Source organism: Alistipes sp. An54, assembly GCF_002159375.1.
GTDB classification, from domain to species: Bacteria; Bacteroidota; Bacteroidia; order Bacteroidales; family Rikenellaceae; genus Alistipes; species Alistipes megaguti.
The window spans coordinates 59,255-74,099 of sequence record NZ_NFIA01000004.1; the positions used below are offsets into that span (position 1 = coordinate 59,255).

The 14,845-nt window shown below is 63.1% G+C and carries 15 protein-coding genes; 11 read left to right on the forward strand and 4 right to left on the reverse strand.

The window, feature by feature from the left end; all coding sequences use genetic code 11:
* Window positions 1-36 precede the first annotated feature (36 nt).
* Genes thiS through thiD form a run of 9 tightly spaced genes read left to right on the forward strand, consistent with a single transcriptional unit; the run spans window position 37 to window position 6,341 of the window.
* Window positions 37-237: a sulfur carrier protein ThiS gene (thiS, locus tag B5G09_RS05170; protein WP_087404332.1), complete on the forward strand. Its 201-nt coding sequence runs from the start codon at window positions 37-39 to the stop codon at window positions 235-237.
* Window positions 234-830: a thiamine phosphate synthase gene (locus tag B5G09_RS05175; RefSeq protein WP_343285475.1), complete on the forward strand. Its 597-nt coding sequence runs from the start codon at window positions 234-236 to the stop codon at window positions 828-830. The genes thiS and B5G09_RS05175 overlap by 4 nt, the downstream gene beginning before the upstream one ends.
* Window positions 831-837: 7 nt before the next feature.
* The gene (locus B5G09_RS05180; RefSeq protein ID WP_087404334.1) at window positions 838-1,464 is read left to right on the forward strand and encodes a thiamine phosphate synthase; all 627 of its coding nucleotides are present in this window, start codon (window positions 838-840) and stop codon (window positions 1,462-1,464) included.
* On the forward strand, window positions 1,461-2,228 hold the full coding sequence (locus B5G09_RS05185) for a thiazole synthase (protein ID WP_087404335.1): 768 nt from the start codon (window positions 1,461-1,463) through the stop codon (window positions 2,226-2,228). The genes B5G09_RS05180 and B5G09_RS05185 overlap by 4 nt, the downstream gene beginning before the upstream one ends.
* 13 nt (window positions 2,229-2,241) lie before the next feature.
* Complete coding sequence (gene thiH / locus B5G09_RS05190; RefSeq protein ID WP_087404336.1) at window positions 2,242-3,351, forward strand: 2-iminoacetate synthase ThiH; 1,110 nt, start codon at window positions 2,242-2,244, stop codon at window positions 3,349-3,351.
* Window positions 3,352-3,353: 2 nt separating this feature from the next.
* Window positions 3,354-4,055, forward strand: a complete 702-nt coding sequence (locus B5G09_RS05195; protein ID WP_087310666.1) for a HesA/MoeB/ThiF family protein — start codon at window positions 3,354-3,356, stop codon at window positions 4,053-4,055.
* A gap of 16 nt (window positions 4,056-4,071) precedes the next feature.
* A complete protein-coding gene (locus B5G09_RS05200) occupies window positions 4,072-4,773 on the forward strand; it encodes a class I SAM-dependent methyltransferase (protein ID WP_087404337.1) in 702 nt (233 codons plus the stop codon).
* A 6-nt stretch (window positions 4,774-4,779) separates the two neighbouring features.
* Window positions 4,780-5,517, forward strand: coding sequence for a TenA family protein (locus B5G09_RS05205; RefSeq protein WP_087404338.1), 738 nt, complete (start codon window positions 4,780-4,782; stop codon window positions 5,515-5,517).
* Window positions 5,514-6,341, forward strand: a complete 828-nt coding sequence (gene thiD, locus B5G09_RS05210) for a bifunctional hydroxymethylpyrimidine kinase/phosphomethylpyrimidine kinase (protein WP_087310484.1) — start codon at window positions 5,514-5,516, stop codon at window positions 6,339-6,341. Before B5G09_RS05205 ends, thiD begins: the two co-directional genes overlap by 4 nt.
* Before the next feature lie 217 nt (window positions 6,342-6,558).
* Here thiD and B5G09_RS05215 read toward each other — a convergent pair whose 3' ends face one another.
* From B5G09_RS05215 to B5G09_RS05230, 4 genes are read right to left on the reverse strand one after another with little or no spacing between them, the layout of a single operon-like run.
* Complete coding sequence (locus B5G09_RS05215; RefSeq protein WP_087404339.1) at window positions 6,559-7,485, reverse strand: transporter; 927 nt, start codon at window positions 7,483-7,485, stop codon at window positions 6,559-6,561.
* A gap of 3 nt (window positions 7,486-7,488) precedes the next feature.
* Window positions 7,489-7,938 carry a GatB/YqeY domain-containing protein gene (locus tag B5G09_RS05220; protein WP_087404340.1) on the reverse strand — a complete coding sequence of 150 codons (450 nt, stop codon included), beginning with the start codon at window positions 7,936-7,938 and terminating at the stop codon, window positions 7,489-7,491.
* A 37-nt stretch (window positions 7,939-7,975) separates the two neighbouring features.
* Window positions 7,976-10,975, reverse strand: a complete 3,000-nt coding sequence (locus B5G09_RS05225) for a fibronectin type III domain-containing protein (RefSeq protein WP_087404341.1) — start codon at window positions 10,973-10,975, stop codon at window positions 7,976-7,978.
* Window positions 10,965-12,416 carry a sodium:solute symporter gene (locus B5G09_RS05230; protein ID WP_087310669.1) on the reverse strand — a complete coding sequence of 484 codons (1,452 nt, stop codon included), beginning with the start codon at window positions 12,414-12,416 and terminating at the stop codon, window positions 10,965-10,967. The genes B5G09_RS05225 and B5G09_RS05230 overlap by 11 nt, the downstream gene beginning before the upstream one ends.
* 376 nt (window positions 12,417-12,792) lie before the next feature.
* Here B5G09_RS05230 and mscL point away from each other — a divergent pair, with 376 nt between their 5' ends.
* The gene (mscL, locus tag B5G09_RS05235; RefSeq protein WP_087310492.1) at window positions 12,793-13,278 is read left to right on the forward strand and encodes a large-conductance mechanosensitive channel protein MscL; all 486 of its coding nucleotides are present in this window, start codon (window positions 12,793-12,795) and stop codon (window positions 13,276-13,278) included.
* 160 nt (window positions 13,279-13,438) lie between these two features.
* The gene (locus B5G09_RS05240; RefSeq protein ID WP_087404342.1) at window positions 13,439-14,821 is read left to right on the forward strand and encodes a sulfatase-like hydrolase/transferase; all 1,383 of its coding nucleotides are present in this window, start codon (window positions 13,439-13,441) and stop codon (window positions 14,819-14,821) included.
* The last annotated feature ends 24 nt before the right edge of the window (window positions 14,822-14,845 follow it).

The following is a 14,845-nucleotide window of genomic DNA, read 5'->3' on the forward strand; positions in this document are numbered from 1 at the left end:
TCACGGGCACGTCTTCTGCAAATTACGGGATCCATCATGGAAGTAACCATCAATCACAAGCCGGTCGGAGTCGAGACTCCGATGAGTCTGGCCGAACTGCTCGCGCACGAGGGAATCCCCGCCGAAGGGGTTGCCGTTGCGGTGAACAACCGCGTGGTGCCGCGCAGCGAATGGGCCTCGAAACCCCTCGAGGAGGGGATGAAGATCACCATCATCCGAGCCGTCTGCGGAGGATGATGCGGATCGTCGTCATCACGGCGCCCGACTTCGTCCGGGGCGAGGCGGAGACGATCGGCCGCCTGCTCGACGCAGGGATCGACCGCCTCCACCTGCGCAAACCCGCGTCGGAGGAGGGCGCCATGCGGCGGCTCATCGAGTCGCTGCCCGCGGAGTTGTACCCGCGTCTGAGTCTGCACGACCACCTGCCGCTGGCCGCCGAATACGGGCTGGGAGGCGTCCACCTCAACGGCCGCAATCCGGAGGCGCCGAAGGGTTTCGCGGGATTGCGGAGCCGTTCGTGCCACACGCTCGGGGAGCTCACGGCCTGCGCCGCAACGACCGACTACCGCTTCCTGAGCCCGATTTTCGACAGCATCTCCAAGAGCGGCTACCGGTCGGCCTTCGACGAAGAGGTGCTGCGCCGGGCCTCGCGGCAGGGGGTGATCGATGCGCGGACGCTGGCACTGGGCGGCGTCGAACCCGAACGGCTGCCGCTGCTGCACGACGTGGGATTCGGAGGTGCGGCGCTGCTGGGGTGCATCTGGCGCGACACCTCCCGCGAGGGGTTGCGGCAGACGCTCCGACGGATCGAACAGTACAGAAACGCATAGAAAAACCATGTTGCAATTCATCACACATCGGAACGACCGATACGACGAAATCTCGGGCACACGGGCCGTCCTCGAGGGGGGCTGCCGCTGGGTGCAGCTCCGCATGAAGGATGCCCCGGACGAGGAGTTCCTGCGCGTGGGACGCGAGGTGGGACGCCTGTGCCGCCAGTACGGCGCGACGTTCCTCCTGGACGACCGCGTGCACCTGGTCACGGAACTCGGTGCCGACGGCGTCCATCTGGGCAAGAGCGACATGCCGCCGCGCGAGGCCCGCACGCTGCTCGCCGCCGGAACGATCATCGGCGCGACGGCCAATACGTTCGAGGATATCGAACGGGCCGCAGCGGCCGGTGCCGACTACATCGGGCTGGGGCCGTTCCGCTTCACCCAAACCAAACGCAATCTGAGCCCCATCCTCGGGCTGGAGGGTTACCGGGAGATCTTCACACGCTGCCGCGCGGCGGGCATCACGCTGCCGGTGGTGGCCATCGGCGGCATCACGGCCGCCGACATTGCGCAGATCCTCGCCACGGGAGCCACGGGCATCGCCCTTTCGGGAGCGCTGCTCGGCGCCGCCGACCCCACGGAGGAGACTCGCAAAATCGTCGATATTCTAAAACAACACAAATCATGAACGAATTGGTAATCGGCGGACGGACGTTCCGTTCGCGTCTGTTCGTCGGCACGGGCAAGTTCAGCTCCAACGAGTTGATGTCGCGTGCCATCACCGCCTCGGAGACCGAGATGGTCACCGTGGCCATGAAACGGGTCGACATGTCCAATCCGCAGGACGACCTGCTGGCCCATATCCGCCGTCCGGGCGTGCAGCTGCTCCCGAACACCTCGGGCGTGCGCAACGCCGAGGAGGCCGTTCTGGCGGCCCAACTGGCCCGCGAGGCCTTCGGGACGAACTTCATCAAGCTGGAGATCCACCCCGATCCGAAATACCTGCTGCCCGACCCGATCGAAACGCTCCGCGCCACGGAGGAGCTGGCCAAGATGGGCTTCGTCGTGCTGCCCTACATCCAGGCCGACCCCGTGCTGTGCAAGCGCCTCGAGGAGGCCGGTGCCGCCACCGTCATGCCGCTTGCGGCGCCGATCGGCACGAACAAGGGTCTCGTGACGCGCGAACTGCTCGAGATCATCATCGAACAGAGCAACGTCCCCGTGGTGGTCGATGCCGGCCTGGGCGCGCCGTCGCACGCCGCCGCAGCCATGGAGCTGGGGGCCGACGCCGTGCTGGTCAACACGGCCATCGCCGTAGCGGGCGATCCCGAACGGATGGCCCGGGCCTTCGCACGCGCCGTCGAGGCGGGCCGCGAAGCCTATGAATCGGGACTGGGCGCCCAGTCGCGCCATGCCGAAGCAAGCAGTCCGCTGACCTCGTTCCTCGACTAAAACCGTGCGTACGATGTTTTCCGAGGAATTAGCCAAATACGACTGGGAGGAGACCACGGCACGGATCCTCTCGAAGACGGCCGCCGATGTCGAGCGGGCCCTTGCGAAGGAGTACCCGACGCTCGACGACTTCATGGCGATGGTCTCGCCGGCTGCCGAGGCCTATCTGGAGCCGATGGCCCGACTGAGCCGCCGCTATACGCAGGAGCGTTTCGGCAAGACGATCTCGATGTACGTTCCGATGTACATCACCAACTCGTGCACCAACTCGTGCATCTACTGCGGATTCAACCGCCACAACGCCATTCCGCGCGTGATCCTCACGCCGGAGCAGATCGAGGAGGAGTGCCGGGCGATCCGCGAACTGGGTCCGTTCGAGAACCTGCTCATCGTCACGGGTGAGAATCCGCGGGCGGCAGGCGTCGACTACATCGAGCAGGCGCTGCACATTTGCCGCCCGTACTTTAACAACCTGACGATCGAGGTGATGCCGCTTTCAGCCGAGAATTACGAGCGGCTGACCCATTCGGGTCTGAACGGCGTGGTCTGCTTCCAGGAGACCTACAACCGCAGGAACTACAACATCTACCACCCGGCGGGCATGAAGTCGAAATTCGAGTGGCGTGTCAACGGCTTCGACCGCATGGGTCAGGCCGGGGTCCACAAGATCGGCATGGGCGTGCTGATCGGACTCGAGGAGTGGCGCACCGACGTGACGATGATGGCGCTGCACCTGCAGTACCTGCGCCGTCACTACTGGAAGACGCGTTACAGCGTCAACTTCCCGCGCATGCGGCCGTCCGAGGGGCACTTCCAGCCCAACGTCGTGATGAGCGACCGCGAACTGGCCCAGGTGACCTTCGCCTTCCGGATCTTCGACCACGACGTCGACATCTCCTACTCGACGCGCGAACGCGCCGAGTTCCGCAACCATATGGCCACGCTGGGCGTCACGTCGATGAGCGCCGGCTCGAAGACCGATCCGGGAGGCTACCGCGTCTACCCGACGTCGCTCGAGCAGTTCACCGTCAGCGACGAGCGCACGCCGTCGCAGGTCGAGGCCGACATCCGGCGCGAAGGCTACGAGGTGGTCTGGAAGGACTGGGACAAGGTCTTCGACTGACGATGGACTCGACGGAACGATACGCCCGGCAGACGATGCTCCGGGAGATCGGCCCCGAGGGTCAGCGGCGTCTTGCCGAGGCGTCGGTGCTCGTGGTCGGGGTCGGCGGACTGGGCTCGCCGGCGGCGCTCTACCTCACCGGTGCCGGAGTGGGCCGCCTCGGGCTGGCCGACCCGGACCGCGTCTCGGAGAGCAACCTCCAGCGGCAGACGCTCTACACCGAGTCGCAGATCGGACGCCCGAAGACGGAGGCGGCCCGCGAACGGCTGTCGGCCCTCTGCTCGCAGACGCGCTTCACGTGTTACGACGAGGGGCTCACGGCCGAAAATGCCCGGGAGGTGATCGAGGGCTACGACCTGGTCGTGGACTGCTGCGACAACTTTCCGACGCGCTACCTGATCGACGATGCGTGTGCGGCCTGCGGCAAGCCGTGGGTCCACGGCTCGATCGGCGAGTTCCAAGGGCAGGTGGCCCTTTTCAACGGACGCTCGGGGCGCCGCTATGCGGAGCTCTACCCCGACCGCGAGGCGCTGTGCGCCCGGCCGCGGACCACAAGCGGCGTGCTGGGCACCGTCCCGGGAGTCATCGGTACGCTCGAAGCGTCGGAGGCCATCAAGTGGATCGTCGGCTTCGGCGAACCGCTCGACGGACGTCTCTTCACCCTTGATTTGAAAACCCTGCAAACCGAAATCATAACCTTTTAAGCAAAAGACAACAGAAATGGGAAAAGGATTCGACCAGTACGCATCGGCCTATGATGCCTGGTTTCTCGACAACCGCAACGTACTCTATTCCGAGGTCAATCTGGTAGCCTCGACACTCAAGGATGCCGGGCGGGTGCTCTCGGTGGGCTGCGGCAGCGGTCTGTTCGAGAAGATTCTCCGCGAGGAGTACGGCATCACCGTCACCGACGGCATCGAACCCTCGAAGGGGATGGCCGAAATCGCCCGCAAGCGGGGCATGCACGTGGTGGAGGCGACGGCCGAGGAGGCCGACTTCGGCCACGGAACCTACGACACGCTGCTCTTCAACGGCACGCCGAGCTACATCGGCGACCTGCGAAGCGTGGTGCGCAAGGCCTACGAGGCGCTGCCCGCCGGGGGCCGGATCATTCTGATCGACGTGCCGAAGGAGAGTTCCTACGGCCTGCTCTACAACCTGGCCAAGGCCGTCGGGAGGTGGGATCATCCGCTGCTTGCGGGGTGCTACCCGCCCAACCCCTACCCGATCGAGTTCGTCGACGTGGCAGCCTGGCGCACGACGGCCGAGAAGGTGGAGCTGCTGCGCGAGGCGGGCTTCACCGATCTGGAGTTCTCGCAGACGCTGACCTCGCACCCCGTCTGCTCGAACGACGAGGAGGAGCAGCCCACGCCGGGATACGGCAAGGGGGATTACGTGGCCGTTGTGGCCCGCAAACGCTGACCGGCCATGAGACGCTGGAGCGATGAGGCGTGGGAGGCGGCCCTTCCCGTCTACGAAAAGATTCTCACGCACCCGTTCGTCGGGGCGCTGGCCGACGGAAGCCTTCCGGAGGAGCGTTTCCGCTTCTACATCCGGCAGGACGCCCTCTATCTGGACGGTTATGCAAGGCGGCTGGCCCACGTGGCCGCGCGTCTGCCCCGCAAGGAGCAGGCCGAACGCTTCCTGCACTTCGCGCTCGACGGTATCGAGGTCGAACGGGCCCTCCACGCGCAGTTCCTCGCGGGGAGCCACCCGGCCCCCGAAGAGATCAGCCCGACGTGCCTGCTCTACACCTCGGTGCTCGACGCCCAGGCGCTGGCTCCGGTGGAGGTCGAGGCGGCGGCCGTGCTGCCCTGCTTTGTGGTCTACCAGCGGGTCGGCGAGTGGATCCATGCCCGGGCGGAGGGCAACGGCCGACGGGCTGCCGACGGGCAGGCCGCAGGTTCCGCGACGCACGCCGACACCCCGACCGGGCCGAAAGCGCACAGGCCTCTTGCAGAAAATCCCTACCGGGCGTGGATCGAGACCTATGCCGATCCGGCCTTTGCCGCCTCGGCGGAGCAGGCCACGGCGATCTGCAACGAACTGGCCGCCGCGGCAGGCGAAGAGACCCGCCGGCGGATGAGCGAACTCTTCGTGCGCTGTACGCGCATGGAGTGGCTGTTCTGGGAGAGCGCCTGGAATCTTGAAACGTGGAAAATATGAACAACGAAACCCCAAAACACTACAAACGCGCGCTGACCATTGCGGGGAGCGACCCCAGCGGCGGCGCCGGCATCCAGGCCGACCTGAAGACCTTCTCGGCGTGCGGATGCTTCGGAACGTCGGCCATCGTGGCCGTTGTCGACGAGAATACGGTGGGCGTCACGGGCGTCCATCCCATCCCGGTGGAGTTCGTCACGGGACAGATCCGCTCGGTGCTGGACGATATCGGCACCGACGCCGTGAAGATCGGCATGCTGCACTCCTCGGAGCTGATCCGCGCCGTGCGCGACACGCTCCGCCCCTACGGGCTGCGCAACGTGGTGCTCGACCCGGTGATGGTGGCCACGTCGGGCGATCCGCTGCTGCAGCAGGAGGCCGTCTCGACGCTGCGCGACGAGCTGATCCCCACCGTACGGATCATCACGCCGAACATCCCCGAGGCCGAACTGCTGCTCGGACGGAAGATCGACCGACAGGAGTCGCTGCCCGAAGCGGCACGCGAACTCTCGCGCAACGCGGGCGGTGTCTCGGTCTTTCTGAAGGCGGGCCACCTGCACGACGAGGAGCTCGTCGACATCTTCTACAACGCCGAAGAGGAGCGCATCCTGCCGCTGCGCTCGCGCCGTCTGGCGACGCGCAACACCCACGGCACGGGCTGCACCCTCTCGTCGGCACTGGCGGCCTTCCTGGCCCGGGGCTGCTCGCTCGACGAGGCGGCCACGCGCGCCAAGGAGTACATCGCCGGGGCCATCGAAGCCGGGGCAGCCTACGAGATCGGCCACGGACACGGCCCGGTCCACCACTTCTTCCGCTTCTGGGAGTAGCTCCCGGCAAGGGACTGAACAAAAGGGGTGCGGCATGCAATTGCCGCACCCCTTTTTTCGAAGCAGAGACTCTTCCGGGAGAGCTTCCGAGTAACAAAATAGTAACAAAATAGAAACAAAATCGACCTGAGAACGACCGGGAAAAGCGGATCAGCCAGCCGTCCCGAGGTGTAGAAAAAAATACGGCAACCGTTGCAACCGACTGCATTCCATCACATTACAAATCAGACTGCCGGAGTTTTTCCCGATCCTTCCTGTATATCTGATAACTGTTCACGAAATTCTGCCAGACGATATAGGCCGTCGGGGCAATCGACGAGATGGGATTCAGGAAGGCCTGCGCCATCCACACGGCCAACACCGTATTTTTCTGCCCGAGCGACTGACCGCCGGCCGGCGGATCGCCATACCGACGACCGAGCATGCGCCCCACCTTGAACTGCACCAGACAGATCACCAGAGCGGCAAAGGCCAGCCACAACTCCGTCGACATCGAGGCATCGTGGAGGTCGATGATGAAACAGGTCGTACGGCCGATAATCACCAGCAGCGACAACAGCCACATGTAGAACGAGATCAGACTGTGATCGCCGATCCATCGGGCCGCCTTCGGGAAGACAAAACGGAAGAACTGCGCCGCGGCAAACGGACCGATCAACAGCGGAGCGATGCGGGCCAGAATCTGCGAGAAGGTGCAGACGCCGTTGCCCGTGAAGGTGAGGATCACGGGGGCCACCAACGCAATGGCCATGTTGCAGATCAGGCTGTAGGTGGCCATCGTAGCGACGTTGGCACCGAGCATGCCGGCGATGACCACGGCGGCCATCGCCACGGGAGCCAGTACACAGACCATGGCACCCTGAGCCACCACCTCGTTCAACGGGCGCAGCACCAGATAGACCGCCACACACATGACCACCTGGAAGAGCAGCAGCCAGAGGTGCAGCATCGAAGGTTTCATCTGTTTGGGGCTGACGCGGCAGAAGGTGACGAAGAGCATCAGGAAGATCAGCGTCGGGGTGATCATCTGATGACTTGCGGCCTCAAGTCCGGCGAGCGGCCGGCACAGCAACGCCCCCACCACCATGGCCGAAGGCATGGCAATGGTCTTCAGGTTGCGGTGCAACGATTCGGAAACGTGCATTACCTAAGCGAGTAACTCCTTGACCCGGGCCGAAATCACCTTGCCGTCGGCGCGTCCGGCCAGACGCTTCGAGGCGACGCCCATCACCTTACCCATCTCCTTCATCGACGTGGCACCCACCTCGGCAATGATCGTGCGAAGCTCGGCCGTCAGCTCTTCGGGCGTGAGCTGCTTGGGCAGGAACTCCTGATAGACGGCCACCTGCGCCAGCTCCTCCGAAGCCAGATCGGGGCGGTTCTGCTCGGTGAAGATCTGTGCCGAATCGGTGCCCTGCTTGGCGAGTTTCGAAATGATCTTCAGCACGTCGGCATCGGGCAGTTCGGCTACCTCCGGACCGGCCGTCTTGGCCTCGATGATGTACTTCTTCGCATTGCGGAGCGCACTCAGACGCACCGTGTCCTTGGCCTTCATGGCCTCCATGATCCCTTTCGAAATCTGCTGTTCCAATGACATAACGCTATAAATTTTAGAATGTAAGACCTCTTTATCTCTACCTTTGCTTCACGAGGAAGTCCAGCACGTCGCGCATCATCCGGTCGCGCTCCACCTCGCCTCCGATCGTCTCGAACGGGAAGCCCGCGACGAAGGTCCGCCCGGCGGATTCACTCGCCACGGCGGCCGTGCCGTTACCGTCGACATAGCGCATCACGGCAAAGGCCTCGCGGCCGACCGGCTCCAACGCATCCGACCGCTCGACGACGTAGCAATCCGGACGATACTCCGTATTGAAGCGGTACTCGCCGCGCGAGAAGCCCGGATGGGCCGTCACGACGCGCACACGGCCCGAACCCGTCGCGCGACACGCCCCCAGCCGGCAGCGCAGCACCTCCCCGGCGAAGCTCCGCCCACGCTCCGAGGCGGCCTGCCCGGCCAGATCCGACAGCACATAGGCACCCGAAGCGAACAACGCCCCTCCGTCGGCCAGATAACGTCTCAGACGGCTCTGCAAAGCCTCGGGAAAGACCTCGAAGGCATCATCGGCGATACCCCGTCCGATCGTCGTGGTGCGCTGCTTGCCGAGGATCAGATCGACGGCATCGTATCCCCGCAGCGCCACGCGCCCCTCTTCGACGGCCCGGGCCGAAGTCGAACAGTAGGAGTAACCGGCGGCCGCCATGGAACGGCCGTGCAGCGACGGATAGTCGAACGTATTGCCGCCGATGACGTCGGTCTCGTAATCGTGGTCGCAGGCCCCGAGCGCCAGGCTGTCGACCTTGCTGCGCGCCATCGCGAGGTCGAAGACCCGCTGCGGCCCGACGAACGAGATATCCATGCGGTCGGGCACCCCGCCGTCGAGATCCACGCGGAAACCGGCCAACGAATCGCTGCGCATCGCAACGGGGCCGCTCACGCGGTCGAAGCCGTTGACGATCAGTACGCGTCCCCGCTCATCGGCCACCCGGCAGGCGGCCAGCGTCTCGCTCGGGAAACTCTCGCCGCCGGCATTGACGGCCGTCACGCGGAAGGCATAGAGGCGGCCGGGCTCCAGGTCGACGATCAGTTCGGGACGGTCCACCAGACGGCCGTTATCGAAACCGCCGTCGTCGAGCCGCATGTAGACCACATAGCCGGTCGGCACGGCCGACGCCTCGAGCGGATCGACGGTCGGCTGCCACGAAAGGCGCACGCGGTCGTCGGCCGTGAATTCGGCGGCAAACGAGCAGACCGGAAGCGGCTGAACCGTTACTTCCGATAATCCGTATTGCGAGCTGACATAGCGCAGGATACCCTTATAGACGGCGCGGCTGACCGCAAACCGGAACCGCGGATCCTGACCCAGACGCATGTCGGCAAAATTCTGGTGCGAAAGCAGTTCGAGCAGCATCGTCGGGACACTCGGGACACGGGCTTCGTAGTAGGCCCGGTTCCAGAGTCCGCGCCGCTGCCAGTCGGGCTCATAGAGGTGGCGGATATCCTCGACCACCTGGGTCTGGACAAGGTCCGTCAGATCGCGCGAACGGTAGCGGTCGGCACCGCCCGTGAATTTGCCCCCCTGTTCGCGCGTATAGAAGATGCCCAGCGTGCCGACAATGCCGTCGCCGTCGCGCACCCCGGCATCCGAATGGAACGCGAGGGCCAGATCCAGCGGAATGTGCAACCCCGTCGAGTCGGGCAGGCGCTCCGAACCACCCATCACGGCATTGACCCAATGGGCCCGCGACATGTAGTCGTCCTTGTAGTCGTCACGGTCGTGTTTGGGCGTGTAGACCCCCTCGGGGAAGCCGGCCCACTGCAGCCAGTAGCGCGCCCCCTCGCAGAAGCGCGGATAGCCGCTCGTCTCGGCGATATATTCGCGGTCGGCATGGCGCAGCGAGTCAATCGGCGTGCGGGCCACGTTGCCGAAGCCGCCGCCCAGTTTCACGGCATCGGCCGAAACAAGCCGTCCGGCCCGCCGCGAGCGGTTGGTCAGCGTCACAAGCGTCTGCTCGCCCGCCGCAAAGGTGAACCGTCCGAGGTAGATCCACGTCCCGCCGCCCATCGTCTGATTGACGGCAAATTCGGTCTCGCCGCCCAGGTGGTGCACCGTATAGTGGGCATCGTCAACGCTCTCGGGGGTCGACTCGTAGCTGACATAGACGGCATATTCGCCCCGCTCGGGGATCGTGGCCCGCCACGCAGCCTCGCCCGAGGGGCGATGGGTCACACTGCGGATGCGACGCGTCGTGCCGTCACGGAAGGGATTCTCGCCCGTGAGGTAGACCTGCCGCAGATGGGCGAAGCCCGTGCCGCCCTCTTCCCACGCCCCCTGTTCGGCGTATTCGTCCCGCGCGTCGTTGTCCGCGAGCACCTCGTGAAGCTGCACGTCGCGTTCACGGGGCAGCACCACGCAGGCCCCGGCGTTCTCCAGCATCGGAACCAGGTAAGGCAGCACGTAACTCTGCGTATAGAGGTCCTCGCACGTCTGCCACAGCGTCGAACGCTGCCACCGCCAACAATCCCGCGTCTGGTCGAAATAGCGGCCGTGGCTCTGCCAGAGGGCGATATGGCGTCCGGCAAGGCCTCCGGTCACGGTGCAGGCCGCCGAGAGCGGAGTCACCAGCGGCCGTACGGACCGGTTGGTGAAGGGGATGAGGCGTCGTTTTTCGATCAGTCGCCGCGTCTGCCCGGCATCGCGGCACGCCATGGGGATCAACTCCCCCACCTCGCGGTTGTCGGTATAGAGTTCGATCTGCGCCTTGCGGTACTCGGCGGGCAGCAGCGCCCGCACCGAATCGCGCATGGCGGCGGTATTCTCCACACGGAAGGGATAGTACGAAAGTCCGATCGTCGCATAGATGCGCACCGTGCGACGCGATGCCTTCACGGCCTGCACCCGCACGGTGATCGGCTCGGCCTTCTGGTAGCCCCCCGAGACCTCGCGCGAGACGATCCGCGACAGCGTGCGGCCGATCCGGGTCCGCGTCGCCGAAGAGATCGAGGCGGCCGAGAGGGTCGTCGAAAGGGTTAATGCCAAAAGCGAGGTGAAGATATGTAAATGCCTATTTTTCATTTCGTTGTGACAGTATATACATGCCGATGACGGTAAAGGCGGCGTTATAGATCAACAGTTCGAATCCGATCTGGTAGTCCCACCTCTCGCGGGCCCAGAACTGCAGCAGCGCACTCAGCACCGGAGCTGCAACGGCCACCAGCGGCATCCAGCGGTCGCGCACCCGGCGGCGCGTCATCATGCCGAAGGCAAACATGCCGAGGATCGGACCGTAGGTGTAGCTGGCCACCTTGTAGACCAGATTGATGACGCTGTCGTCAGCCCAATACTCGAAAGCCAGGATCACTCCGGCCATCAGCAGCGCCATGCCGACATGCACCCCCTTGCGCAGGCGGGTCAGCCGGCAGTCGTCGAGTTGTTTCGTCCCCTCGAGGATATCGACCGTAAAGGAGGTGGTCAGCGCTGTCAGAGCCGATCCGGCAGCTGAATAGGTGCTTGAAATAAGCCCGACAACAAACAGAATGCCAACTACAAGCGGAAGTCCGCCTTCTACAGCCACCATCGAAAAGACCTGGTCGCTCTTTGCGGGCAGCGGCAGCCCCGTCCGGTCGGCGTAGAGGTAGAGCAGCACCCCGAGAACCAGGAAGAGGAAGATGACGAAGATCTGGCTCACGGCCGTCAGCACGATATTCTTCTGCGAGTCGCGCGGCGTGGCACAGCTCAGATTGCGCTGCATCATGTCCTGATCGAGTCCCGTCATGGCCACCAGCAGCACGATACCCGCCGCAAACATCTTCCAGAAATAGCGCCCTGAGGCCGGGTCGTCGAAGAAGAAGATCCGCGACATGGGCGACCGGGCCACCTCGCGCGCCGTCTCAGCGGCCGAAAGGTCCAGCGCCCGCATGATGAAGAGGATCGACAGCACGAGGCTCCCGACCAGGCACAGCGTCTTGAGCGTATCGGTCCAGATCAGCGACTTGACACCCCCCTGCCGCGTATAGAGCCACACGAAGGCCATCGTGACGAGGGCATTGGCCCAGAACGGAATGCCGTAGTGCGAGAAGACCAGCAGCTGGAGCACCGCGCAGACGACGTAGACGCGCAGGGCGGCACCGAGCATCTTCGAAAGGAAAAAGAACCAAGCCCCGGTGCGGTGCGAGGCGACGCCGAAGCGGTCGTCGAGGTATTCGTAGAGCGAGACCACCCGCAGGCGGTAGAAGGTCGGGATCAGCACGCAGGCCACGATGAGCTGCCCCACCGTGAACCCGGCAACCATCTGCATGTAGGAGAAGGAATCGACGGCCACCGACCCCGGGACCGAGATGAAGGTGACGCCCGACATTGCCGCGCCGATCATCGCAAAGGCCGCCATATACCACGGCGTGCGGCGGTTGCCGGTGAAGAAGCCCGCGTTGTCGGCCCGGCGGCCCGAAAGCCATGCCACGACGAACAAGACGGCGATATAGCCCAATACGGTGAGAATGACGGCTGCGGGTGTCATGTGGTTCGGTTTGCGGAAGTCCGGAATTACACGTTGCCGGATCGCGGCACCCCGGTGGCGGGATGTCGTACGGAACGGATCTTCCGGTTCGTATCGGGACAAAGATACGAAAAAGCTCGATAGGATATACCCCGCACGACTACATTCCCCGAAGGTCGGAACGGCAAAAGAGAACGCACGGGCGCGGGGTGTTCCTGTTGCGTGACCTCAAGGCGTGGCCTGCAAACGGCGTCCGACGGCCGGGCCCGACCGTGCAAAGGGCGGCACGCCGATCGGCTCGAATTTCAGGGTTTGGCGATTTTTTCGTATCTTTGTCCGGATCGGCACGTTTCGTCCGACCGTCAGTAAACTTGTAACCCATCAAAAATCGAACAGTATGGCTTTCTTCAAGGAATTCAAAGAGTTTGCCCTCAAGGGCAATGTCATGGACATGGCCGTCGGCGTGATCATCGGCGGCGCGTTCGGAAAGATCGTCTCCTCGCTGGTGAACGACATTCTCATGCCCCCGATCGGCGCCCTGATCGGAAATACCGACTTCTCACAGTTGCGGATCGATATCTCGAAGGTCCGCGACGTGACCGCGGGCGCCGTGCGGTCGGTCGGAGAACTCGTCGGCGACGGCGCCGCCGTTGCACAAAACGCCCCCGTGGAACCCGTCTACTGGAACTATGGCGCCTTTATCCAGCAGTGCATCGACTTCACCATTCTGGCCTTCTGCGTCTTCCTGATGGTCAAACTGATGAACCGCCTTATGAAGAAAAAGGCCCAGACTCCCCCAGCTCCCCCCGCTCCGTCGAAGGAGGAGCTGCTCCTCACCGAGATCCGCGACCTGCTCAAGGCCCAACAGCAAAAACAAAACTGACAATCGAAAGCATATGTCATTCAATCCGGATCAAAATGGTCCGGATTTTTCATTTCAAAACAATTCGAAACAATATACCCCACTATTTATGTTTCGAAATTGGATTATAACGAAATTGATGTTATATTTGCGAGGAACAGAAACCTAAAACGAAATCCCCATGAAAAATCGACTCCAAACTGCAGGGCTCGGTCTCCTCGCGCTGGCTGCCGGCGGATGCTCCAGCCAGAAACCAAACCAACCGAACATCATTCTGATTCTCGCCGATGACCTCGGCGCCGAATGTCTCGGCTGTTACGGCGGCGTCAGTTACCAGACCCCGCACCTCGATTCACTCGCCCGACAGGCCATCCGCTTCGAAAACATGCACGCCTTGCCGCTCAGCACCCCCTCCCGAGTGCAACTCATGACCGGCGTCTACAACGACCGAAACTACGTCAACTTCGGATACATGAACGACGACGAACACACCTTCGCCCACCTCGCCCAACAAGCCGGATACTCCACGGCCATCGTCGGGAAATGGCAACTCGGACGATCCCGGGAGATGGTTTCCAAACTCGGTTTCGACGAATGGTGTCTCTGTCAACTTGAAATCTACAAGGAACTCGCCGGCGATAAGGCCACAGACCGTTACGCCTTCTCCTATCTCGACAACAACGGCCGTTACGACTTCAGTTACTACGGCCCGGATGATGCTCTGCGATACGCGTTCGACTACATCGACCGGCAGGCCGCGGCCCGAAAACCATTCCTGCTCTACTACCCTACGCCGCTGGTACATACACCCCATGTGCCGACGCCCGACTCCGAATGCTGGACCGATAACCCGGAAACCCGGTTCATCCATGACACCCGCCACTTCCCGGACATGGTCGCCTATCTCGACAAACAGGTCGGCAAGTTCGTCGACAAACTCCAGGCCGACGGCCTTTGGGACAACACCATTCTGATCTTTGTCGGGGACAACGGAACCATGGAACAGGTCGTCTCGAAACTGGACGACGGCCGCGAAATCAAGGGCGGAAAAGGCAACTCCACCTCCAACGGTACCCATGTCCCGCTGCTCATCGCCTGGGGTGACAAGATCAAAAGCGGACGAGTCAGTCAACGTCTCGTCGATTTGACCGACTTCATGCCGACGCTGGCCGATGCCATGGGTGTCAAGATCCCCGATGAGTGGAACACTGAAGGAATTTCGCTCTATCCCGAATTATGTGGCGATAAGCCCCTCGAACGAGAGTTCACTCTGATGCACTTCAACCCCCTCTGGCCGCACAAAGCCTACCCGAGAGCGGCCCGCTGCGCCTTCAACACCCAGTACAAATATTATTGGGACGGACGATTCTACAACTTTGCGGAGGATCCCATGGAACAGCACCCGATCGACGTAAAACAATGCTCGCCCGAGGTACAGGCCTTGTATGCAAAACTCAAGGCCAAAGTCGACGAAATGCCCGATTGGTATCCGGACAAACCCGGAGCTCCCAGACACGGTGACTACAAGAGTTTTTACGACGCCAATCCCAAACCCGCAATCTGAAAACAGAAGCCCCGGCCTACGAAG